This is a genomic window from Streptomyces platensis (assembly GCF_008704855.1).
GTDB lineage: Bacteria > Actinomycetota > Actinomycetes > Streptomycetales > Streptomycetaceae > Streptomyces > Streptomyces platensis.
On record NZ_CP023691.1, the window covers coordinates 2,826,383 to 2,848,420 of the forward strand.

General features: G+C 73.2%; 18 protein-coding genes and 1 pseudogene. 7 read left to right on the top strand and 12 right to left on the bottom strand.

The window, feature by feature from the left end; all coding sequences use genetic code 11:
• Positions 1-93 precede the first annotated feature (93 nt).
• Positions 94-789 (top strand): DUF4097 family beta strand repeat-containing protein, encoded by a 696-nt coding sequence (locus CP981_RS12380; protein WP_085926167.1) that lies wholly within the window; start codon positions 94-96, stop codon positions 787-789.
• Positions 790-877: 88 nt separating this feature from the next.
• On the opposite strand, the gene CP981_RS12385 is transcribed toward CP981_RS12380, so the two are convergent.
• A complete protein-coding gene (locus CP981_RS12385) occupies positions 878-3,406 on the bottom strand; it encodes a beta-glucosidase family protein (RefSeq protein ID WP_085926166.1) in 2,529 nt (842 codons plus the stop codon).
• 140 nt (positions 3,407-3,546) lie between these two features.
• Here CP981_RS12385 and CP981_RS12390 point away from each other — a divergent pair, with 140 nt between their 5' ends.
• The 3 genes from CP981_RS12390 (at position 3,547) to CP981_RS12400 (ending at position 7,290) form a co-directional block, all read left to right on the top strand.
• A complete protein-coding gene (locus tag CP981_RS12390) occupies positions 3,547-4,266 on the top strand; it encodes a TetR/AcrR family transcriptional regulator (protein ID WP_244329635.1) in 720 nt (239 codons plus the stop codon).
• A 211-nt stretch (positions 4,267-4,477) separates the two neighbouring features.
• Positions 4,478-5,776, top strand: a complete 1,299-nt coding sequence (locus tag CP981_RS12395) for a pyroglutamyl peptidase (RefSeq protein ID WP_085926165.1) — start codon at positions 4,478-4,480, stop codon at positions 5,774-5,776.
• Between the two features lie 119 nt (positions 5,777-5,895).
• Positions 5,896-7,290 (top strand): nitrilase-related carbon-nitrogen hydrolase, encoded by a 1,395-nt coding sequence (locus tag CP981_RS12400; RefSeq protein ID WP_085926164.1) that lies wholly within the window; start codon positions 5,896-5,898, stop codon positions 7,288-7,290.
• A 44-nt stretch (positions 7,291-7,334) separates the two neighbouring features.
• On the opposite strand, the gene CP981_RS12405 is transcribed toward CP981_RS12400, so the two are convergent.
• The 7 genes and pseudogenes from CP981_RS12405 to CP981_RS12440 form a co-directional block, all read right to left on the bottom strand.
• Entirely contained in the window at positions 7,335-8,258 is a 924-nt protein-coding gene (locus CP981_RS12405) for a ribokinase (protein ID WP_085926163.1), read from the bottom strand.
• 70 nt (positions 8,259-8,328) lie between these two features.
• Positions 8,329-10,292 (bottom strand): annotated as a pseudogene (locus tag CP981_RS38565) (ABC transporter permease/substrate-binding protein).
• Complete coding sequence (locus tag CP981_RS12420; protein WP_085926161.1) at positions 10,282-11,940, bottom strand: sugar ABC transporter ATP-binding protein; 1,659 nt, start codon at positions 11,938-11,940, stop codon at positions 10,282-10,284. Before CP981_RS12420 ends, CP981_RS38565 begins: the two are co-directional and overlap by 11 nt.
• A 296-nt stretch (positions 11,941-12,236) precedes the next feature.
• Entirely contained in the window at positions 12,237-13,238 is a 1,002-nt protein-coding gene (locus tag CP981_RS12430) for a LacI family DNA-binding transcriptional regulator (protein WP_085926160.1), read from the bottom strand.
• Positions 13,239-13,636: 398 nt separating this feature from the next.
• Positions 13,637-13,762: a hypothetical protein gene (locus tag CP981_RS39150; protein ID WP_018088072.1), complete on the bottom strand. Its 126-nt coding sequence runs from the start codon at positions 13,760-13,762 to the stop codon at positions 13,637-13,639.
• A gap of 355 nt (positions 13,763-14,117) precedes the next feature.
• Positions 14,118-14,546, bottom strand: a complete 429-nt coding sequence (locus tag CP981_RS12435) for an organic hydroperoxide resistance protein (RefSeq protein ID WP_085926159.1) — start codon at positions 14,544-14,546, stop codon at positions 14,118-14,120.
• Positions 14,547-14,713: 167 nt separating this feature from the next.
• The gene (locus CP981_RS12440; protein WP_085926158.1) at positions 14,714-15,733 is read right to left on the bottom strand and encodes an NADP-dependent oxidoreductase; all 1,020 of its coding nucleotides are present in this window, start codon (positions 15,731-15,733) and stop codon (positions 14,714-14,716) included.
• Positions 15,734-15,821: 88 nt separating this feature from the next.
• On the opposite strand from CP981_RS12440, the gene CP981_RS12445 reads away from it, so the two are divergent.
• Positions 15,822-16,253 carry a MarR family winged helix-turn-helix transcriptional regulator gene (locus CP981_RS12445; RefSeq protein WP_042155417.1) on the top strand — a complete coding sequence of 144 codons (432 nt, stop codon included), beginning with the start codon at positions 15,822-15,824 and terminating at the stop codon, positions 16,251-16,253.
• Here CP981_RS12445 and CP981_RS12450 read toward each other — a convergent pair.
• Positions 16,223-17,860: an MFS transporter gene (locus tag CP981_RS12450; RefSeq protein WP_085926157.1), complete on the bottom strand. Its 1,638-nt coding sequence runs from the start codon at positions 17,858-17,860 to the stop codon at positions 16,223-16,225. The genes CP981_RS12445 and CP981_RS12450 overlap by 31 nt on opposite strands.
• A gap of 170 nt (positions 17,861-18,030) precedes the next feature.
• Here CP981_RS12450 and CP981_RS12455 point away from each other — a divergent pair, with 170 nt between their 5' ends.
• Positions 18,031-18,984 (top strand): TetR/AcrR family transcriptional regulator C-terminal domain-containing protein, encoded by a 954-nt coding sequence (locus CP981_RS12455; RefSeq protein ID WP_085926156.1) that lies wholly within the window; start codon positions 18,031-18,033, stop codon positions 18,982-18,984.
• Here the strand turns inward: CP981_RS12455 and CP981_RS12460 are convergent.
• Together CP981_RS12460 and CP981_RS37670 are read right to left on the bottom strand one after the other, a co-directional pair.
• On the bottom strand, positions 18,977-20,209 hold the full coding sequence (locus tag CP981_RS12460; RefSeq protein WP_085926155.1) for a PucR family transcriptional regulator: 1,233 nt from the start codon (positions 20,207-20,209) through the stop codon (positions 18,977-18,979). The two genes, CP981_RS12455 and CP981_RS12460, sit on opposite strands and share 8 nt — an antisense overlap.
• Positions 20,210-20,251: 42 nt before the next feature.
• Complete coding sequence (locus tag CP981_RS37670; RefSeq protein ID WP_167536088.1) at positions 20,252-20,398, bottom strand: hypothetical protein; 147 nt, start codon at positions 20,396-20,398, stop codon at positions 20,252-20,254.
• 247 nt (positions 20,399-20,645) lie between these two features.
• Between CP981_RS37670 and pgfA the strand changes: the two genes are divergently transcribed.
• The gene (pgfA, locus tag CP981_RS12465; protein ID WP_085926154.1) at positions 20,646-21,635 is read left to right on the top strand and encodes a cell envelope lipid trafficking protein PgfA; all 990 of its coding nucleotides are present in this window, start codon (positions 20,646-20,648) and stop codon (positions 21,633-21,635) included.
• A 133-nt stretch (positions 21,636-21,768) separates the two neighbouring features.
• On the opposite strand, the gene CP981_RS12470 is transcribed toward pgfA, so the two are convergent.
• Positions 21,769-21,954, bottom strand: a complete 186-nt coding sequence (locus tag CP981_RS12470) for a hypothetical protein (protein WP_143658952.1) — start codon at positions 21,952-21,954, stop codon at positions 21,769-21,771.
• Positions 21,955-22,038: the final 84 nt, after the last annotated feature.

Below are 22,038 nucleotides of genomic sequence, written 5' to 3' on the forward strand. Positions count from 1 at the left end.
GCCACGGACGGGGCCGGGGCGGAACGATGGCACCGATCGGTTGTCCGGTCCGTTCCCGTTTCCGTTCACTGCTGCCCCGGGAGACCTCTCACCATGGCCCGCCTGCGTACCTCTTCTCTCGTACTGTCCTGTGCCGCGTTGGGCGTGCTGATGACCGGCTGCTCCCTGGGATTCGGCCCGGACAAGGAAGCAGAGCGTACGTACACCGTGCCCGGCAAGATCACCGCGCTGTCGGCAACGACGCACGGCGGGAACATCGAGGTCGTCCCGGTCGACGCCGGCGGCCAGGTGAAGGTGACGGAGAAATATGTCTACAACGAGCAGAAGCCGAGCCCCTCGCATGAGGTCAAGGACGGCCGGCTGACGCTGGAGGCCGAGGACTGCGGCATGGGGCGCCGGTGCCAGGTGGCCTACCGGGTGCTGCTGCCGCGCGATGCCTCGGTGGATCTGCGGACCAGTGGCGGGGACATCACGGTCCGCGGCGCCACCGGCGGCATCGCCGCGGAGACCAGCGGCGGCGACATCACCGTCAAGGACTCCGCGGCCCGCACCGCGAAGGCGCGGACCAGCGGCGGCGATGTGGATCTCGCGCTGTCCACGGCGCCCGACGAGGTGTCGGGCCGCACCAGCGGAGGCAATGTCACCATCCGGCTGCCCAAGGGCTCCTACGCCGTGGAGGCCACGACCAGCGGCGGCAACAGCAAGGTCTCCGTCCCGACGGACAAGAGCTCCGCGCACAAGGTCACGGCCCGGACGAGCGGCGGTGATGTGTCGGTGGTGCCGTCATGAGGGGGCGGTCGCGATGAGGGTCCGGACGGGCGCGCGCTTGAGCCGGCGGGGGCGTCCCTGGGGAGGAGCGCCCCCGCCTCCGGCCCCGTCAGCCGACGGTGACCTCCGCCGTCAGCCTGCGGTCGCCGATGCTGCGCGCCGCCTCGACGAGATAGACGCCCTTGACCCGCTGCCAGTCGCCGCCCTCCGCGTCCCAGACCGCGAACGCCCGGTCCGGCAGCGGGATCTCGGCCTCGGTGCTCTCCCCGGGACCGGCCTCGACGACGGCGAAGCCGGCCAGCCAGCGCGCCGGGCGCTCCGGAGCGTCGGGGGCGGCGTCCTCGGTGGGCGCCAGATAGATCTGGACGACCTCGCGGCCGGGCCGGTCGCCCGCGTTGCGGACGCGCACCCGTACCGAGTCCGGGGTGGTGTCCAGCGACTCGTACTCCCAGTCGGTGTAGCCGAGGCCGTGTCCGAAGGGGTAGGCGGGCGCGACGGCGGACCGCTGCCAGGCCCGGTAGCCGACGAACACGCCCTCGGCGTAGTGGAGTTGGCCGCCGGTCGGGGTGACGGTGGTGACCGGGGCGTCGTCGAGGCGGGCCGGCCAGGTGGTGGGCAGCCGGCCGCCCGGCTCATGGGCGCCGAGCAGGACGTCCGCCAGCGCCGCCCCGGCCTCCTGCCCGGGGAACCAGCTCAGCAGCACGGCGGGGACCTCCTCGCGCCACGGAAGCTCCACCGGGGAGCCGGAGTTGACGACCACCACGGTGTGCGGGTTGGCGGCGGCGACCCGGCAGACCAGCTCGTCCTGGCGGCCCGGCAGCCGCAGATCGCCGCGGTCGAAGCCCTCGGACTCGGTCTCCTCGGTGGTGGCGACGACGACGATCGCCACATCGGCGTCGGCCGCCGCGCGGACCGCCTCGGTGATCTCCGTGTCCGCGTCGGCCTGCGGCGCCCGGTGGCCGAGCAGGAAGTGCAGCGTGGCCGGCCCCTCCCCGGAGCCGCCCGGATGGTCCGGCACGTACCGCAGCGTGACGTCGACACACTCGTCCGCCGTCAGCTGCGCGGTCACCCGCCGCTCGACGGGGTTGAGGAACTCCTCGAAGGGGTCGCCGCCCTCCGGTGCGCAGTGGCCGTCGAAGAGCACCGTGCCACCGACGGTCAGCCGCAGCTCACCGGTGCCGGAGACGGCGAGGGTGTGCCGGCCGGTGTGCCGCGGGGTGAAGCTGCCGGTCAGTTCGACGGCGCTCAGGTTCTGCCGGGTGACGCCCTCGGGGAAGCGGCCCATCACCTGCACCTTGCCGTCGCGCTGCGCGTTCTCGGCGAGCAGCCGGCCGTCCGCGGCCAGGTAGCGGGCGCGCAGGGTGAAGCCCTCGCGGGCGTGCGGGACGCGGGAGCGCGGATCGGCGCCGGCCGCGAAGGTGAGCTCGACATCGTCGGGCAGTGCGGCGCGCAGCCCCTCCAGCGGGGAGACCACCGCGTCGGGAAAGACGGTCGCGGACCCGCCGCCGAGCACCCGGGCCTCGCGCGCGGCCGCCCCGATGACGGCGACCCGGCGGACCGCGGCGGCATCGAGCGGCAGCGCCCGCCGCGCGCCGGCCACCGGCTCGTTGCGCAGCAGGACACACCCCCGCCGGGCGACCTCACGGGCCACCGCCCGGCCGTCGATCCCCCGCGGGACAGCGGCCGGGTCGACCGCGGCCGGCACCCCGTCCAGACAGCCCGTGCGGGCGGCGAGCAGCAGCACCCGGCGCACCGCCTCGTCCACCTCCGACTCGGCCACCGCACCGCCGCGGACGGCCTCGGCGAGCCGCGCGCCGTAGACCGTCCGGGGCCCCGGCATCGCCACGTCCAGGCCGCCGCGCAGGGCGCGCACGGTGTCGCGGGCCGCCGTCCAGTCGGAGACGGTGCAGCCGTCGAAACCCCATGCCCCGCGGAGCACGTCCTGGACCAGAGCCCGGTGTTCGGTCATCGTCGAGCCGTTGACCTGGTTGTAGGCGGTCATCACGCCCCAGGGACGGGCGTTTTCGACGATGTGCTCGAAGGGCGCGAGATAGAGCTCGCGCAGCGGGCGCGGGGCGATGCGGTTGTCGACGGTGAGCCGGTCGGTCTCGGCGTCGTTGCCCACGAAGTGCTTGACGGTCGTACCGACGCCGCCCTCCTGCACCCCACGGACATATCCGGCCCCGATCTCGCCGGTGAGCAGCGGGTCTTCCGCATAGCACTCGAAGTGCCGGCCGCCCAGCGGTGAGCGGTGCAGATTGACGGTCGGCGCCAGCAGGACGTGCACGCCCTTGCGGCGGGCTTCCTGGGCGAGCAGGTGACCGGTCCGGCGGGCCAGCTCGGGGTCCCAGGTGGCGGCCAGCGCCGTGGGGCTGGGCAGCACCACCGAGGGGTCCTCGGGGCTCCAGTCCTGGCCCCGCACCCCGACCGGCCCGTCCGACATCACCAGCGACCGGAGTCCGATCGCGGGCACGGCCGGCAGCGTCCACATGTCCTGGCCGGACAGCAGCCGGGCCTTGGTGTCGAGGTCGAGCGCGGCGAGTGCCCGCTCGACGGCGGCGGCGTGCTCGTGCGCGCGGTCCCGGGCATGATGGTGGGCGGCGTCTGCGGCGGGGCCATGAGGATGGTGGTCGGTCATGCGGCTCTCCGGTGTTCCCTGAATGGACGTGCGGACCCCCTGTCCGGATTCTTACCGGCCCACCTGTCAACCGGTAGGCACCGTTACTTTTCCGTTACATCAGTCGTACGGGATCTCCACGGGAGGGTTACGCTCGGCCGGTGAGTGCACGAGACCAGGACAGAGCCCGCGGCGGCGGGCCGGGCGCGCGGCGGGCCGGCGGCGGGCGCGAGACCCAGCGCGCGGAGCGGCGCGCGGCCATCCTGGAGGCCGCCATGGAGCTGATCGCCGAGCGCGGCTACCGCCGTACCTCGCTCGCCGCCGTCGCCGAACGCGCCGGACTGACCCAGCAGGGCCTGCTGCACCACTTCCCCACCAAGGAACTGCTGCTGGTGGGGGTGCTGGAGACCCGCGACCGCTGGGATCTGGCCTCGGCCGCCGCGGCGGCCGGCACCCGGCACACCGACACCCTCGCCCAGCTGGTCGACTACAACGCCACCCGCCCCGGCCTCGTCCGGACCTACACGGTGCTGGCCGCCGACAGCGTCACCGAGGACCACCCCGCGCGCGAGTTCTTCGAGACCCGCTTCCGTGTCGTCCGCACCGCGATGGCCGAGGTGCTGCGGACGGAATGCGGCGACACCCTGCCCGGCGGTCTGACCCCGGAGCGGGCGGCTCCGCTGCTGGCCGCCGTGATGGACGGGCTCCAGTTGCAGTGGCTGCTGGACCCGGAGGCCGTGGAGATGCCGGCGGCCTTCCGGGACTTCCTGGCGCTGCTCGGGTGCGGGCCGGGAGGGGCCGGCGGGGCCGCGGAGGGGCCGGGCGGAGAGCCCGGGGAGGGGCCGGGCGAGGGTTCGGGCAACGGGCCGGGCGAGGGCTGACACCGGGTGAGGTCGGCGAGCAACTCGCCATCGTGGAGTGCGCCCGACGCGGCCGCGGACCGGACGGGACGGGACGGGATCAGGAACCCTATCCGCGGTCACCCGGCGCACCACGGGCCGGGTCGGGGCCCCAAGTCGAGGGGCAGGAACAGGACAGCGGGGAGGTCTGCGCCTCTACCGCCCCCGCGCCCACACCGCTTTACTCGCCCCCATGAGACGCATACGTACCAGGACGGTCGCGCTCGGTGTCGCGCTGGTGGCCGCCGTTCCGCTGGCCCTGACGGCGCCGGCGGCCGCGGCCCCCGCGACGGACAGCACGGTGGAGGAGGGGCGGCTGACACAGGCGGCACCGCAGGAGATCCTGCGGCGCAGTGGATTCGAGGTGTGGGAGCGGGAGTTCGCGCGCGGGCTGGCGCGGGTGACGAGCTACCCGGAGGCCCGGCGCTATGTCGCGGACGAGGGGCGGGCGCTGTGGCGGCGGGCAGTGGACCGGGCGCAGGGCCGTGGGCCCGACGGCGGCGATCTGAGCCGGGACGACGACCGGCCGCTGTATTGGGCGCGGCTCGGGATGACGAAGGAACTACGGCAGTGGAAGCCGGAGTTCGGGCTGTCGGAGGACCGGCGGGACGCCCTGCTCGGGTCGCTGGAGCGGGGTTCGCGCGGGCAGGACTCGATCGCGCTGCCCGCCGGGAAGGAGGTGCTGCGGGTGGTGGTGACCGGCTTCGACCCGTTCCAGCTGGACGCCGATGCCCGGCGGAGCAATCCGTCGGGGGCGGTGGCGCTCGCGCTGGACGGGACGACGGTGCGGACCGCCTCCGGGAAGCCCGCCCGGATCGAGACCGCGGTCTTCCCCGTACGGTGGGCCGACTTCGCGGCGGGCACGGTGGAGCGCACCCTGCTGCCGCACTTCCGGGGCGGGCCGCGGCAGGCCGATCTGTTCACGACGGTCAGTCAGGGGCGGCCCGGCCGGTTCGATGTCGAGCGGACCAACGGCGCCTGGCGGGGCGGCTATCCGGACAATGCGCGGGACTCGCGGACGGAGCTGGTGCCGATTCCGGCGGGGGTGCCGACCGTGCGGCCGCAGCCGCAGTGGACGACCACCACCCTGCCGTACGCGAAGATCGTGGCGGCCGGCACCGGGCCGTATCCGGTGGTCGACCACACCGCCGTCACCGAGATCCCGGCGGGCGGCGGCGCACCCGTCGACCGGCCGGACGGCCCGACCCCGGGCTCCACGGCGCGTGCCGGGGGCGGCGGGGACTATCTGTCCAATGAGATCGCCTACCGGGCGACGCTGCTGAGGGACGCGGTGCGGCCGGCGATCCCGGGCGGGCATCTGCACACGCCGGTGCTGGAGTTCGGCCCGGACAACACCGACCCGGCGAACGGCCAGGTCACCGACCCCGTCTTCGTACGGAACCGGATCGCGATCACCGGCCAGGTGCGGGCGGTCGTGACGGTGGCGGCGTCGGAGGTGGCGGCAGCAGCACGGGCGGCGGACCGGAAGTAGCCGGACCGGGGTCCTCTTGGGCGCGGGCGGCCGGCGGCGGGGCAAGCCAACGGACCGCCCGTCCCCCCCGAGTAGCCCGATCCACTCGAACCCCCCGACCCGCCCGGCATCATGGGCGCATGATCATTGCTGCCGCACAATTCCTCCCGGTACCGGGCGATATCGAGGCCAATGCCGCCCGGATGGCCGGGCTTCTCACCGAGGCCGCCGGGCGCGGCGCGGGGCTGGTGGTCTTCCCCGAACTCGCGCTGACGCACTACGACCTGGCCCTGATAGCCGCCGACCCGGTGGGCATGACGGTCACGGCGGACGACGCCCGGCTGGCACCCGTACGGGAGGCCTGCCGGGCGACCGGGACCGCGGCGGTCGTGAACGCGGCGGGCCGTGCCACCGGCGGCGGGTCCCGTCCGGCCATCTCCTCGTTCGTCATCGGCCCGGACGGCGCCCTGGTCACCCGCTACGACAAGGTCCATCTGTTCGGGGACGAGAACACCGTGTTCGCGCCGGGGAGCGCGCCGGGCCGCTGCACCCTGGGCGGCATCCGGTTCGCGCTCGCCACCTGCTTCGACAACAGCCACCCCGAGGTGGCGGCGCGGGCCGCGGCGGACGGCTGCCGGGTGTCGCTCGCCAGCTCCTTCCACGGCTCGGCGGAGCGCGTGGCGGGATATGCGCAGCAGGCGCGGGACCACGGTCTGCAGGTGCTGCTCGCCAACGGCATGGGGACCGGCGGCTCCGCTTCGGGGTGCGGTCTCAGTGGCGCCTGGCTGCCGTCGGGTGAGCGGGTGGCGGCGGCCGCCGAGTGGACCGGGCCGGTGCCGGGGGACGGTGCGGAGCTGGTGTTCACCGATGTCCGTGACCGGATCACGCTGATGGCGGACCCGGCGGTGGCCGCGGTCCCCGTCGAGGAGTGCGGTGAGCCGCTGGTGGACGTACGTGCCGCGGAGCCCGCGCTGCTCGTGGCCGAGGACCGGAACGACCCGCTCGGCGCCTATGCCTTCCTGCGGGAAGGCATGCTCCAACGGCTGCTGGCGGCGCAGAAGTCACTGCCGGACGGGCTGCGGTTGCAGTTCGTCGAGGGCTACCGGCCGCCGGGACTCCAGCGCCGCTACTTCGAGGAGTACGCGGACGAGCTGCGCGCCGCCCACCCCGACTGGGACGCCGCCCGGCTCCACCAGGCCGCCAGCCGCTATGTGTCGCCGCCCGAGATCGCACCGCACAGCGCCGGTGGCGCGGTGGACCTCACCCTCGTCACCACCGAGGGGGAACCCGTCGACATGGGGACGCCGATCAATGCCTCCCCCGAGGAGAGCGACGGCGCCTGCTACACGGCCGCGCCGGAGCTGACACCCGTCGCCCGCGCCCACCGCCGGGTGCTGAACGCCGCGCTGACCGCCGCCGGGCTGGTCAACTACCCGACCGAGTGGTGGCACTGGTCCTACGGCGACCGCTACTGGGCGCTGGCGACCGGCGCGGACCACGCGCTGTACGGGCCGACGGAGCCGGCCGGGCGGTGAGGTGACGCCGGGTGCCGGGCGATGCCGGGCGGTCCCGCCCCGTCTCAGCCCTCCGGCTGCTCCGGTGCCAGGACCTCCAGCTCCGCCCGGGTCGGGTAGGACGGCTGGGCGCCCGGCTTGGTGACGGCGGCGGCGCCGACCCGTACGGCGAAGCGCGCCGCGCCGGGCAGTGTGTCGCCGCGGGCCAGGCGGGTGGCGAGGGCGCCGGTGAAGGCGTCGCCGGCACCGGTGGTGTCCACGGCCTTGACGCGTACGCCCGGGACGTTCTCGGCTCCGGAGGCGTCCAGGACCAGCGCGCCGTCGCCGCCGAGGGTGACCACGACGGAGCGGGCGCCCCGGTCGCGCAGGGCCTGCGCCCACTGGGCGGGGGTGCCGTCGGTCAGCCCGGAGAGCTGCCGCGCCTCGTGCTCGTTGACCACCAACGGGTCGGCCACCGACAGGAGTTCGGGGGCCAGCGCCGCGGTGGGGGCCGGGGAGGGGTTGAGTACGACGCGGCTGCCGGCCTGTTCGGCGGCCGCGGCGGCGGCCCGTACGGACTCCATGGGGATCTCCAGCTGGAGGGAGACCACGGCGGAGGCGGCGATGGTGTCCTTCGCGGCGGCCACGTCCTGCGGGGTGAGCGCGGCGTTGGCGCCCGGCGAGACCACGATGCTGTTGTCGCCGTCCGGGTCGACGATGATCATCGCGGTGCCGGTGCGGGCCGTCTCGTCCACGATGACCGGGGTGACATCGGTGCCCGCGGCGCGCTGGGCGCCGAGCAGCAGCTCCCCGTACGCATCGCCGCCGACCCGCGCCAGCAGCGCGGTGCGCCCGCCGATCCGGGCGGCGGCGGCCGCCTGGTTGGCGCCCTTGCCGCCGGCCGATTCGACCAGGTCCGTGCCGAGCACGGTCTCCCCCGCGCCGGGCCGCCGGTCGACCCGTACCGTCAGATCCGCGTTGGCCGAGCCGACCACCAGGACGTCATACATGCACCGCTCTCCCACTTCTCTTCTCATCCGTCATTCCCGGCGGCCCCCTCGGACGCGCCGGGCCGCGCGCTCAGTCGTCGAACTTCGCGGCGTTCTCGCTGGTCACCAGTACCACCGGCACCCGGACCGACCGCGGCAGCTTCTCACCCCGGGAGGCCTTCAGCGCCCAGTCCACGGCCTGTTTGCCGAGGAGTTCCGGCTGCTGGGCGACGGTGGCGGTCAGGCTGCCCCCGCGGACCGCCTTGACCCCGTCCGGGGTGCCGTCGAACGCCACCACCTTGACGTCCTTGCCGGACCGCCCGCCCAGCGCCTTGGACGCGCCCAGCGCCATCTCGTCGTTGGCGGCGAACACCCCGCCGATGTCGCGGTGCGCCTGGAGCATATTGGTCATCACGTCCATGCCCTTGGTGCGGTCGAAGTCCGCGGGCTGCCGGGCGACGACCTTGATGCCGGGGTACTTCTTGATGCCCTCCTCGAAGCCCTTGCCGCGCTCGCGGGCGGCGGAGGTGCCGGCCTGGCCCTCCAGGAAGGCCACCTTGCCCTTTCCGCCGAGCGATTCGGCCAGGGTCTTCGCGGCGAGCCGGCCGCCCGCGACGTTGTCGGAGGCGATGGTCGAGCCGACCGTGCCGCCGTTGACGCCCCGGTCGATGGAGATGACCGGCACCTTCGCCCGGTTGGCGACACCGACGGCCGGGACCGCGGCATCGGAGTCGACCGGGTTGATGATGGCCGCCTTGACGTTCTGGCTGGTGAACGTCTCCATCTGGTTGATCTGCTGGGTGGGGTCGTTCTGGGCGTCGGTGATGTTGAGGTGCAGACCGCGGGCGTCCGCCTCGGCCTGGGCGCCCTCCTTGATGCCCACGAAGAACGGGTTGTTCATCGTGGACAGCGCGAGCCCCAGATCGGTGTTGCCGCCGCGGTCGCAGCCGGCCAGGCCCAGGACGGCGGTCGCGGCCAGCCCGGCCGCCAGCGACGCCTTGATCCGGGGGTTCTGCAAGGCGTTCCGCCGGGTGTTCCGCGGGGCGCTCATCGCGCGCTCCGGCGGCGCAGCGTGTCCAGGAGCACCGCCACCGCGATGACCAGGCCGGTGGCGACCTGCTGCCAGAACGCCGAGACGCTCAGCAGGTTGAGGCCGTTGCGCAGGACGGCGAGGATCAGCGCACCGATGAGGGTGCCGGAGGCCTTGCCGGAGCCGCCGGAGAGGCTGGCCCCGCCGATGACGACGGCAGCGATGGCGTCCAGCTCGTAGCCGGTGGCGGCCTGCGGCTGGGCGGAGGTGAGCCGGGCGGCGAGCACGATACCGGCGACCGCGGCGAACACCCCGGACAGCGCGTAGATCGCGAGCTTGCGGCGCTTGACGTTGATGCCGGAGAGCCGGGCCGCCTCCTCGTTGCCGCCGATCGCGAACATCGCGCGGCCGGCGTACGTACGGGCCAGCACCAGCGCGGCGATCAGCCCCATCGCGATCATGACGAGCACGGGCACCGGCAGCCAGCCGCCGAGAGTGTCACCGAGCGCGCTGACCGAGCCGGGGAAGGGGATCGGCGAGCCGCCGGAGATGACCAGGGCCAGGCCGCGGCCGACCGAGAGCATCGCCAACGTGGCGATGAAGGCAGGAAGTTTGCCGTAGGCGACCAGCGCGCCGGAGACCAGACCGGCCGCCGCGCCGACCGCCAGGCCGAGCAGTACCGCCATCCAGACCGGCAGGCCTTCATTGGTGGCCGCCCAGGCCACGACGGTGGCGGAGAGCGCGGCGACCGAGCCGACCGACAGATCGATACCGGCCGAGACGATCACGAAGGTGACGCCGAAGGCGAGGATCGCGGTGACCGACGCCTGGACGCCGACGTTGAGGAGGTTCTGCCCGTTGAGGAAGTCCCTGGACAGCGCCGCCATCACGACGACCAGCGCGATCAGCCCGCCGAGCGGGCCGTTCCTGAGGACCGCCCGGGAGAACCACGGCCCGAAGCCGTCCCGGTCCGGTGCCCGTCCCACCGCCTCGGCGGCGGCTCCCGTCTTCACCTCAGTGGACATCGGAGCCCTCCATCGCGCTCTCGTCGTGGTGCTTCGTGCTCTTGGCAGTGCCGTTCGTGCTGCTGGCGGTGCCGCTCGTGTTCTTGGCGGTGCCGTCCGTGTTCCCGGAAGCGGCACCGGGGGCCTGGAGCGCCAGTTCCATCACGGCGTCCTGGGTGGCCTCGTCGGCCGACAGCTCACCGGCCAGCCGGCCCTGCGACATCACCAGCACCCGGTCGCTCATCCCGAGGACCTCGGGCAGATCGCTGGAGATCATCAGGACCGCGCGGCCGGCCGCCGTCAGCTCGTTGATCAGGTGGTAGATCTCGACCTTGGCGCCGACGTCGATACCGCGCGTCGGCTCGTCGAGGATCAGCAGCCGGGTGTCCGTCAGCAGCCACTTACCGATGACGATCTTCTGCTGGTTGCCGCCGGAGAGGGTGCGCGCGCTCTGGCCCAGGCCGCTCATCCGGACCTTCAACCGCTCGGCGGCGGTGGCCGCTTCGCGCCGCTGCGCGCCCCGGTCCACCAGCCCGCCGCGGGTGTCGCGGTCGAGCCGGGCGAGGGTGAGGTTGTCCTGGAGGGAGGCGTCCAGCACCAGGCCCTGGCCCTTGCGGTCCTCCGGTACGAGGCCGAGCCCGGCACGCATCGCGGCCCGGACATCGCCGCGGGCCAGCTCCTTGCCGTCGATCTCGACCGTGCCCGCGTCATAGCGGTCCACGCCGAAGACCGCCCGGACCACCTCCGTACGGCCCGCGCCGACCAGCCCGGCCAGGCCCACGACCTCACCGGCCCGCACCTCGAAGTCGATGCCCTCGAAGACCGGTCCGGCGGTGGTGCCGTTGCGGGTCAGGCCGCGGACGCGCAACAGGGGCGCGCCCGGCTCGTCGGGGCGGCGGCGCGGGTACTGCTCGGCGATGTCCCGGCCCACCATCAGGCGGATCAGCTCGTCCTCGTCCGTCGAGGCCGGCACCTCCGCGACGGAGCGGCCGTCCCGCAGGACGGTGACCCGGTCGCCGAGCGCGCCGATCTCCTCCAGGTGGTGGGTGATGAAGATGATGCCGACACCGGCGTCGCGCAGTTCGCGGACGATCTCGAAGAGGGTCTCGACCTCCTCGGAGGTCAGCACCGCGGTCGGCTCGTCCATGATCAGAACACGGGCGTCCAGGCTGAGCGCCTTGGCGATCTCCACCATCTGGAGGCGGGCGATGCCCAGTTCGGCGACCGGGGTGTTCGGGGACACATCGAGCCGTACGCGCCGCAGCAGTTCGGCGGCCCGGGTCCGCATGGTCTTTTTGTCGACCAGACCCAGACGGGTGCGCGGCTGGCGGCCCAGGAAGATGTTCTCGGCGACGGTCAGGCCCGGGACGAGGTTGAACTCCTGGTAGATGGTGGCGATGCCGAGCCGTTCGGCGTCCTGCGCCGAACGGACGGTGACCTCGTCGCCGTCCACGAGCAGGCGGCCCTCGTCCGGGCGGTGGGCGCCGGAGAGCATCTTGATGAGGGTGCTCTTGCCCGCACCGTTCTCGCCGAGCAGGACATGCACCTCACCGGCGCGCAGGGTCAGGTCCACGCCGTCGAGCGCGCGGACACCCGGGAACGACTTCGTCACCCCCTCCACGCGCAGCAGTTCGCGGCCGCCCGGTACGTCGTCGTTGACGCCGGTCATGCGCTGCCCCTCTCTTCCTCGGGTGGCTTGGGTGGTGGGTGGTGGCTGGTTCGGGTGGGGGTGGGGGCGCCGGCTTGGGTGGGCCCTGGCCTGGTGGGCGGTGGTGGCGGCTGGTTTGGATGGGAAGTGGTGGCCGGCTTGGGTGGGCTGTGGTGTGCGTGGGCCGTGGCCTGGTGGGTGGTGGTCGCTGGTTTGCGTGGGTGGTGGTGGCCGGCTGGGCTGTGATGACTCGTTCGGGTGGCCCGCCCGGACGGGGTGCCCGGCCCGAGTGGCGGGCCGGGCCCGGGCGGGCCGGCTCAGGGGGCGGGCACTTCGCCACAGGAGCGGCGGGTGACCAGCCGGGCCGGCAGCAGCACCGAGCCGGCCGGCCGGCCCTCGATCCGCGCCAGCAGGGTGTGGACGGCGGCCCGGCCCAGTTCCCGGGTGGGCTGGGCGATGGCGGTCAGCGGCGGATCGGTGTGGGCGAACCACGGCACGTCGTCGTACACCACCAGCGCCACATCGTCGGGGACCCGCAGCCCGCGGGCGCGGAGTTCGTCCATCGCGCCCAGCGCCATCAGGTTGTCGGTGGCCAGTACCGCGTCCGGCGGCTCGGCGAGGTCGAGGAACGCGCTCATCACCTGCCGGCCGCCGGTGTGCTGGAGGTCGGGGGTGGCACCAACCCGCTCGTCGGGCAGGGTGAGGCCGTAGCCGCCCAGCGCCGTACGGAAGAAGCCGAGGCGCTCGTCGCCGGTAGGGGTGCCGGCCGGGGCGACGATGATCGCGGGGCGGCGGCGGCCGTGGGCGGCGAGATGGGCGGCGAGCTCGGTGAGCGCGGTACGGCCGTCGGCGCGGACGCAGGGGGCGTCGACACCGGGCACGGTGCGGTCCAGCAGCACCAGCGGCGTGCCGGAGGCCACGACCTCGCTGAGCATCGCCGAACCCGTACCGGCCGAGCTGACCAGCAGGCCGTCGATCCGGCGGTCGAGCAGCGTGCGGATGTAGTCGTCCTGCTGCTCGGGGCTCTCATCGGCATTGCCGATGACCAGGCTGTAGCCGAGGCTGCGGGCCTCGTCCTCGACGGCGTCGGCCAGCTCGGTGAAGAAGGGGTTGGTGAGATCGCTGATGATCAGACCGAGCGCGCCGGTCCGCGCGGTGCGCAGCGCGCGGGCGACGTTGTTGGGCCGGTAGCCGAGGTCCCGTACGGCGGCGAGCACCCGTTCCCGGGTCTCGGCGACCGGACTGTGGCCATTGAGCACCCGCGAAACCGTGGCCACGGAAACCCCTGCCCGCTCCGCCACATCCTTGATGTTCGCCATGGCACCGTCGCCGTTCCGTTTGTCCGCTGGTCGCTGGTTGCTGGTTGCTGTTCGCGCCTCCCGTGGGGGCGGGTTCGCGGGTTCGCCTTGATCGCCGTGTAATCGTTTCCGCGAGGAAGGCGTGGGGGCTACGAAATCGATTACACGCGGGGTGCGTCAAGACAAGGGGAATGTTGCGTGCGTCACAGGGGGTGGGGCGGGAGTGGGGTGTCGCGGGGTGTGGGACCCGGGTAGAGGTGCGGAGGGCCGAGGGGCACGGGAAACGCGCGGTGAGGGTGCGGGAAGCATGCGGGCGCGAGCTGCGCGGAAGGTGTCGAGCCCGGGCACTCCCCCGTTGACCGTCCCACCTCGACGGCGGGTACCGGCCGTGTCCGGACCCCGTGGGGCCGGCCCCGGCGTTACCGGGCGAACTGCCCCACACAAGCGACGATCGCCACCAGCAGGCCCAGCACCCCGATGACCACCTGCCATCTGTCAGACGGCGCCCACCGGTCGCTCTCCTGCTCCGTGTCCTGATCGTCCATCGCTCCTCCTCGCTCCTCCGGACAGGCCCCGGAAGCCAGGGCCCCCGCCGGCCGACCGCCGACGGAGCTGTGGGGAGGAACGTGGTGAAGCGCCGCCAGAATAGCGCGAGTTGAGCCGACGCAGGCCCGAAAGCGGGACCGAGAAACGGGACCGAAGAGCGGGACCGAAGAGCAGGAGCGGAGAGCGGGGGGAAGGGCGGGCGGGAAGGGTGGGACCCGAAGAACGGCCCCACAGCGGTGCCAAGGGCCCCGCCCATGCCACGAACGTGGGGCTGCGCCACGCCCGCAGACCCCAAAGGACCGCACCCCTTCGCGGGATGCGGCCCTTGCGGAAGTGCGCCGGTGACGCCGTGGGTCAGGCGACGGTCAGCTTGACCTCGATGTTGCCGCGGGTGGCGTGGGAGTACGGGCACACCTGGTGCGCCTTCTCCACGAGGTCCTGGGCGGTGGCCGCGTCGACCTGCGGGATCGAGACGGCGATCTCGACCGTGAGGCCGAAGCCCCCGTCCGGGGTCTTGCCGATGCCGACCTTGGCGGTCACGCGGGAGCCGGAGACATCGGCGTTCTCCCGGCGGGCGACGACACTGAGCGCGCCCTGGAAGCAGGCGCTGTAACCGGCGGCGAAGAGCTGCTCGGGGTTGGTGCCGGCGCCGCTGCCGCCCTGCTCCTTGGGCGGGTTGACGACCACGTCGAGCTTGCCGTCGTCGCTGGCGACGCGGCCGTCACGGCCGTTCTCAGCGGTGGCGACGGCGGTGTAGACGACGTCGACGGTCTGGATGGGCATACCGAATCCTCCTGTGGTTCGCCGCGACTCGCGCCCACGGATCACGACGGCGTGCCGCCGAGCCTAACGGGCGGGCGCAAGGGGGTGAGGGGGCGGGAGGAGTACGGGGCGGGGGACCACCAGCTCTCCTCCAGCCCTCAGCCCGCGACAGTGCCCGGCCGCGCGGCTCAGCCCTCCAGGCTGACGATCATCTTGCCCGTGTTCTCGCCGCGCAGCAGGCCCAGGAAGGCCTGGACGCCGTTCTCCATGCCGGCCACCTTGGTCTCGCTGTACTTCAGTTCGCCGGAGCGGATCCAGGCGGAGACCTCCTCGACGAACTGCGGCTGGAGGGCGGCGTGGTCGCTGACCAGCAGGCCCTGGAGGCGCAGACGCTTGCCGATCACCATGGCGAGGTTGCGGGGCGCGGGGCTCGGCTCCGTGGCGTTGTACATCGAGATCATGCCGCAAATGGCGGCACGGCCATGGACGTTGAGGGAGCTGATGGCCGCTTCGAGGTGGTCGCCGCCGACGTTGTCGAAGTAGACGTCGATACCGTCCGGGGCGGCCTCCTTCAGCTGCTTGCCGACGTCGCCGTTCTTGTAGTTGAAGGCGGCGTCGAAGCCGTACTCCTCCACCAGGAGCTTGACCTTCTCGTCGGATCCGGCCGAGCCGATGACCCGGGAGGCGCCCTTGAGCTTGGCTATCTGGCCGACCTCGCTGCCCACCGCACCGGCCGCGCCGGAGACGAAGACGGCGTCGCCCTCCTTGAAGGACGCCACCTCCAGCAGGCCCGCGTACGCGGTCAGGCCGGGCATGCCCAGCACGCCGAGGTAGGCGGTGAGCGGAGCCAGCGACGGGTCCACCTTGGCGGCGCGCTTGGCGTCCAGTACCGCGTACTCGCGCCAGCCGAGGCCGTGCAGGACATGGTCACCGACGGCGATGGAGTCATCGCGCGAGGCGAGGACCTCGCCGACCGCGCCGCCCTCCATCGGCTGGTCGAGCTGGAAGGGCGGGACGTAGGACTTCACATCGTTCATCCGGCCGCGCATGTACGGGTCGACGGAGAAGTGCTGGGTGCGGACCAGGATCTGGCCCTCGCCGACCTCGGGCACCGCGGCCTCGCGCAGCGCGAAGTCCTCCGGGGTGGGCCAGCCGTGGGGGCGGGCGACGAGGTGCCATTCGCGGCTGGTCGTGGGCAGTGCGGACATAAGCGCGCTCCTCCTAATGCTTCAGGTACTGAAACAACCATGCTCCTCGATATTTCAGGTTGTCAAGTAAATGGGTATCCTCGTGTGCATGACCCCCCGCGCAGACCCCTTGACCGTCGAGGTCGTCGACCTCATCGGCACCGTCGTGGCCCGCTACTACGAGGAGTACGAGCACGCCGCGACCGAGCATTCGCTGACCGGTGCGCAGGCCCGGGTGCTCAGCCTGCTCTCCATCGAGCCGCTGCCCATGCGCAAGGTCGCCCAGCGCCTGAAGTGCGAGCCGTCGAACATCACCGGCATCGTGGACCGGCTGGAATCCCGCGGCCTGGTCGAGCGCCGCCCCGATCCGGCCGACCGCCGCGTCAAGCTCGCCGCCCCGACCGAGGAGGGGGCGCGCCTGGCCCGGGCCCTGCGGACGTCCCTGGACTTCGCGCGCGAACCCCTCGGCCGGCTGACGGTCGCCGAGCGGACGCTGCTGAAGGAGCTGCTTCAGCGGATGCTGGGCGTCGCCCCCGAGTGAGCCGGGCGGGCGGCCTCCGAAGCCCCGGCCGCCCCGACGGCACCCGCCTCTCCCTCCGCTCCAGGTCTCCCCAGGCCCCGCAGCAGCAGCACGGCCAGTACCGCGGCGCAGGCCATCACTCCCGCGGCGACAAGGACGGCCGACTGGAGGCTGTCGGTGAAGGCGGACCGGGCCGCGGAAAGCAGTGCCTCGCCCGCGCGGCCCGGGAGTTCGGCGGCCACCGCGGCGGCGCCGGCCAGGGTTTCGCGGGCCGCGTCGGCGGCGGCCGACGGGAGGCCGGCGGGCAGGGCACCGGCCATGTCCGCGCGGTAGACCGCGCTCCCGATGCTGCCCAGGATGGCCATGCCCAGGGCGCCGCCCAGTTCGGTGCCGGACTCCAGCAGGGCCGAGGCGGAGCCGGCGCGCTCGGGCGGGGCGAGGCCGATGGCCAGTTCGTTGCCGAGGGACATCACCATCACCAGGCCCGAGGCGTAGACCGACGAGGCGACCAGGACGAACCACAGGGCCGAGCCCGGTTCCAGCCAGGACAGCCAGACGAAGCCGCCGGCCGCGATGACGAACCCCAGGGCGATGACATACGCCCGGTCCATGCGCCGGCCGAGCACGGCCGCCGTCGGTGCCATCCCGCCCACCGCGAGGGTCGGCAGCAGGTTCCACAGTGCCGACTCCATGGGGCTCATGCCCCGTACGGTCTGGAGGTACTGGGTGAAGAAGACCGCGCAGCCGACGACCGCGAACGTCGCCAGCAGGTTCATCAGCACCGAGACGCTGAACCCGCGGTGGCGGAACAGTTCCAGGTCGAGCATCGGGTGGCGGGCGGTGCGCTGGCGGTACACGAAGGCCGCGGCGGCCAGCAGCCCGGCCGCGAGGACGAGGGCGGGCCGCAGTGCCACGCCGTCGCGGGCGATCTCCTTGATGCCGTAGACCGTCGGCAGCATCGCGAGCAGGGACAGCAGCGAGCCGGGCAGATCGAAGCGCCCGGCGGCCGGGTTCTTGAACTCCGGCAGCAGCAGCGGGCCGCAGACCAGCAGCAGCACCATCGCCGGGGCGTTGATCAGGAAGACCGAGCCCCACCAGAAGTGTTCCAGCAGCGCCCCGCTGAGCACCGGACCGATCGCGATCCCGCCCATCATCGCCGACGACCAGATCGCGACGGCCTTGCCGCGCTGCTTGGCGTCATGGAAGAGGTTGCGGATCAGCGCGAGGGTGGACGGCATCAGGGTCGCGCCGCCGATGCCGAGCAACGCCCGTGCGGCGATGAGCATCTCGGCGCTCTGCGCGTAGGCGGCGACCCCGGAGGCGAGGCCGAAGAGGAGGGCGCCGGACAGGAGCAGTTTGCGGCGGCCGATGCGGTCGCCCAGCGCGCCCATGGTGATCAGCAGGCCGGCCAGGACGAAGCCGTAGACGTCCAGGATCCACAGTTGCTGGACGCTGCTGGGCTCCAGTTCCGCGGTCAGGAACGGGACCGCGAAGTAGAGCACCGAGACGTCCATGGAGACGAGCAGGCAGGGCAGCAGGAGCACGGCGAGGGCGGTCCACTCCCGGCGGCCGGCCGGCGGCGGTGCCGGCTGCGACGGCGGCGGGGATGTGTACGTGGTAAACGACATGGGTGACACCGTAAGCAGTGTGGGCTTACGGCGCAAACACCAGGCCAGATAAGGGAATTGGAGGTGCATCACACTAGTGCACTGGGCTAGTGCAATGCCCTGATGGGACCGGCGCTGGTACCCTCACGGGCAGCGAAAACCCCCTGGTGCACTAGTACGGAGGTCACCCCGTGGAGCAGCCGGCGCCGCCCTATCGCCGGATCGTCGACGCGATCCGGTGCCGTATCGACTCCGGCGAGCTCGCGCCGGGCGACCGAGTGCCCTCGACCCGGCGGATCACCCAGGAGTGGGGGGTGGCGATGGCGACCGCCACCAAGGTGCTCACCACCCTGCGCCAGGAGGGCGTGGTCCGCGCCGTGCCGGGCGTGGGCACGGTGGTGGCCGAGCCGCAGCCGCAGCGGGCCGCGCGCCCCGAACTCCCGCGGGAGCGGCGGCCGCGCGAGACGGACCGCGGGCTGAGCCGGGAGAGCGTCGTACGGGCCGGTCTCAAGATCGCTGACGCCGAGGGGCTGCGGGCGCTGTCGATGCGCCGGGTCGCCGCCGAGTTCGGGGTGTCCTCGATGGCGCTCTACCGCCATGTGGCCAACAAGGACGAGCTGGTGGTGCTGATGGCGGACGCGGCGTTCCGCGGTGTCGCGCTCCCGGACCCGGAGCCGGACGACTGGCGCGCGCGGATGGCGGCGGGCGCACGGCTGCAATGGGAGCTCTACCAGCGGCATCCGTGGCTGGCGCACTATCTGTCGATCACCCGGCCGCAGCCGATGCCGCGGGCGATGGCGCTCATCGAGTGGACCATGGCGCGGGTGACCGGAATGGACCCGGTGACGCTGATCCATATGGCCGTGACGCTGCTCAACTACGTGCGCGCCACCGCCGCGGGCTTCGAGGACGATCTGGAGGCCGAGCAGGAGACCGGGCTGGACCGGAACCAGTGGATGGCGTCCATGGAGCCGGTTTTCGAGGGCATCCTCACCTCGGGCTCCTACCCCATGTACGGGGGGATCTCCGGGCACGACGACGCGGTGACGCTGACGTCGCTGTTCGAGTTCGGGCTGGCCCGGCTCCTGGACGGGATGGCGGCGCTGGTGGAGGGCCGGGCGGCGGAGTCCGGCGGGGTCAGCTGAGGTCGCCGCGCAGCCGCCGGGCCCGTAAGACCAGCTCCAGTTCGAAGCGGCGGTCCGGGTCATCGATCTCCGCGCCCCACAACTCCCTTATCTGACGCAGCCGGTAGCGCACGGTCTGCGGATGGACGCCGAGCCGGGCGGCGACCTCGGGGGCGCCGCCGCGGGTCTCCAGCCAGGCGAGCAGGGTCTCCGCGAGCCGCCGGCCGTGGGCGGGTCCGCAGCTGTCCAGGGGGGCGAGGCGGCGGCGGGTGAGGTCCTCGATCAGCTCCTCCGGCGGCAGCAGGACCAGCGCCTCGGTGTGCTCGGTGCACTGGAGCAGCTCGCCCGCGGGCAGCAGTCCGCGCTCGGTCAGATCGACCGCGGCCCCGGCCCAGCGCAGCGATTTGGCGGCGTCCAGCAGTGGTACGGCGGGACCGATCGCGCCGGACCAGCCGGCCGCCGCGCGGGCCAGCAGCTCCCGCCGTCCGGGGGCGTCCGGCTCGGGCACCACCATCCGCGGCCGTTCGCTCTCCATGTCCAGCAGGACGTCCGGGGCGACGGCGGGCGCGACCGCCTCCCGGGCCGGGCGCAGCAGGACCGCGACCGCGACCCGCCGGGGCAGCGTCCAGCCGAGCGCGGCGGCGCGCTCGGCGAGAGCCGGCGGCACCCCGTCCGCCGTCCCGGCGCCGCGCCGCCGCCTTGCCGGGCCCGTGAACAGCTGCTCCATCAGGCGCCGTTGCAGCCGCAGCCGTTCACCGGCCTGGCGGGCGGCGGCCTCGGCGTAGCCGCGTACGGATTCGGCGACCAGCCCGTCCAGATACTCGTAGCCGGACTCGGCGAGCTCGTACATCGCGGGTGCCGGGATCGCGACCTGCTGGCCGATCTCGGCGAGCCGCCGCCAGGCCAGCCGGACGCCCAGCCGGTAGACGGCCTGGAGCACGTCCAGGCTGCGGCCCTGGAGGCCCTCGCCACGGCCGAACTCCTGGAAGACCCGCGGGTGCACATGCGGCCGGTCCGGGCCGGCCGTCAGATGCGCGACGAAGTGCTCCAGCGACTGGCGGATGCCCACCAGCGCCCGGGGTTCCCCGAACTCATCCGGGACCAGGGGGAGTTGGGGGTAGGCGTGACGGATCTCCCGGAGGATGTCCTGGGCGAGGGTCGGCACCTCCTCCAGTGCCCGGGCGGCGAACTGCCGTACCTGGTAGGGCGGGACCTCCCGCCAGGCCGAGCGGACGGCCGTCACCATGACCCGGACCTCCTCAGCACGCCCGCCTCCCCGGCCCGCCCGCTACTCGCCGCTCCGGTCGAAGGTCACCAGCGGCACATTCGGCTGCTCAGGGGTGGCGTCCAGGGCGGCGACGAGGCCGAGCGCGACGCCGGCGGCGAGGGCGGCGGCGGTCAGCGCGGTCAGTGCGGCGGCGAGCGTACGGTGCATGGCGCGGCGAGCCCTTCGTCGATGCCGGAGCCCGTCGGCGGTCTCCGTCGAGGTTGGCGCGGTACCCGGCACGGCGGCCCGGTGTCGCGTCCCACAGCGCGGCACCACCGGAGTCGTGGTGCCTGCCGAGTGTGGAAGGGCATTGACGCCCTGTCAAGAGTTCCCTTACGTTCCCGGCCCATGGCGCCCCGCGGCGCCCGCACGTGCACCAGAGCGTGATTCCCCCACCGCTTCCAGGAGTGCCCGTATGCCCGTATCCGGCAAGCCCGCCGCCTCCCCCACCACGGCCACCGCCGCCCCGCCCCTGTCACTCGCCGTCCTCGGTCTCGGCGTCTTTCTGCTGGTCCTGGCGCCCCTGCTGGCCTGGTACGTCACGCCACGGGCCAAGGTCACGCCGGTCGATGTCGATGTCACCACCGTCTTCACCGGCGACGGCAGCTACTTCGACACCGCCGCGCTGAAGACCAGGGACCACCGGCGGATCACCATCACCCGCCACGTACTGGGCGATGTCGCGGCGAGCGAGAAGAGCGGGCGGGCGGTGTGGGACGTCTCCACCACGGTCGACACCCCGCAGACGCTCGCCCTGAAGGACCCGCGCCGCGCCTTCCAGTGGACCACCGAGCGCTGGGTCACCGACCGGCACAGCAATGCGCCGGTGCACTGCTGCGGGGAGGCCCCGACCCGGTTCGACGGCGATGCCTACCTCAAGTTCCCCTTCGATGTGCGGAAGACGGGCTACCGCTGGTGGGACAACACCCTGGGAGCCGCCGTCCCGCTCCGCTTCGCCGGTACGCGGGCGGTCCAGGGCTTCCAGGGCTACCGCTTCACCGGGACCGTGCCGCCCACCCGGACCGGCAGCCGGCAGGTCCCCGGACGGCTCGTCGGACGGCCGGAGCAGGGCCAGATCCAGGCCGAGGAGTGGTACGCCAACTCCGGTGTCGAGCTGGTCGTCGAGCCGCACACCGGCCGGATCATGGATGCCGTGATCTCGCCGGTCAAGACGCTGCGCGCACCCGGTGCCCGGCGTACCGCGGTGACGCTGCTGCGCGGCGAGCGGTTGCGGTTCACGCCCGCGACGCAGCGGGCGCAGGTGCGGCTGGCGAAGGCGGACCGCGACAAGCTGGTGCTGGTCGGCCGGACGCTGCCGGTCACGGCCGCGGCGGCGGGCGCGGTGCTCGTACCGGCCGGGGTGGTGTGGGTGGTGCGCGGGCGGCGGACGACCGGCCGGTCCTGAGCGAAGTGATGAACCGTCAGACCGCATCGGGGCCGTTTTTGTCACCCCGGTGAGTAGCCGCGGGTAACGGGGCGGGCGAAAACTGTCCACCCCACACGCGGACGGCCGGCCTTCCGGTCGGCGCACCTCCGCTTCACCGCAGTGCCCGTCCGCCGCACCGCAGCCCCACCCCCGCTTCACCACCGCACAGCGCCACTTCACCACCGCACAGCGCCACTTCACCGCAGCGCACCGCCGCTTCCCCGCAGCACAGCGCCACTTCACCACCGCACAGCACCGCGAGCCCGAGCGTCCCCGCCCGCACGGTGCGACCCGGCACCGCATGAGGCAGCACGGCCCGCACGACTCAGTACGCAGTACGTCCCCCACCGCCGGTACGGCACCCTGAGACGAGTTGGATCGC

Coding starts and splice junctions, on each gene's coding strand:
- CP981_RS12380 (WP_085926167.1), top strand. CDS start 94: ATGGCCCGCCTGCGTACCTCTTCTCTCGTACTGTCCTGTGCCGCGTTG.
- CP981_RS12385 (WP_085926166.1), bottom strand. CDS start 3,406: ATGACCGACCACCATCCTCATGGCCCCGCCGCAGACGCCGCCCACCAT.
- CP981_RS12395 (WP_085926165.1), top strand. CDS start 4,478: ATGAGACGCATACGTACCAGGACGGTCGCGCTCGGTGTCGCGCTGGTG.
- CP981_RS12400 (WP_085926164.1), top strand. CDS start 5,896: ATGATCATTGCTGCCGCACAATTCCTCCCGGTACCGGGCGATATCGAG.
- CP981_RS12405 (WP_085926163.1), bottom strand. CDS start 8,258: ATGTATGACGTCCTGGTGGTCGGCTCGGCCAACGCGGATCTGACGGTA.
- CP981_RS12420 (WP_085926161.1), bottom strand. CDS start 11,940: ATGACCGGCGTCAACGACGACGTACCGGGCGGCCGCGAACTGCTGCGC.
- CP981_RS12430 (WP_085926160.1), bottom strand. CDS start 13,238: ATGGCGAACATCAAGGATGTGGCGGAGCGGGCAGGGGTTTCCGTGGCC.
- CP981_RS39150 (WP_018088072.1), bottom strand. CDS start 13,762: ATGGACGATCAGGACACGGAGCAGGAGAGCGACCGGTGGGCGCCGTCT.
- CP981_RS12435 (WP_085926159.1), bottom strand. CDS start 14,546: ATGCCCATCCAGACCGTCGACGTCGTCTACACCGCCGTCGCCACCGCT.
- CP981_RS12440 (WP_085926158.1), bottom strand. CDS start 15,733: ATGTCCGCACTGCCCACGACCAGCCGCGAATGGCACCTCGTCGCCCGC.
- CP981_RS12445 (WP_042155417.1), top strand. CDS start 15,822: ATGACCCCCCGCGCAGACCCCTTGACCGTCGAGGTCGTCGACCTCATC.
- CP981_RS12450 (WP_085926157.1), bottom strand. CDS start 17,860: ATGTCGTTTACCACGTACACATCCCCGCCGCCGTCGCAGCCGGCACCG.
- CP981_RS12460 (WP_085926155.1), bottom strand. CDS start 20,209: ATGGTGACGGCCGTCCGCTCGGCCTGGCGGGAGGTCCCGCCCTACCAG.
- CP981_RS37670 (WP_167536088.1), bottom strand. CDS start 20,398: ATGCACCGTACGCTCGCCGCCGCACTGACCGCGCTGACCGCCGCCGCC.
- pgfA (WP_085926154.1), top strand. CDS start 20,646: ATGCCCGTATCCGGCAAGCCCGCCGCCTCCCCCACCACGGCCACCGCC.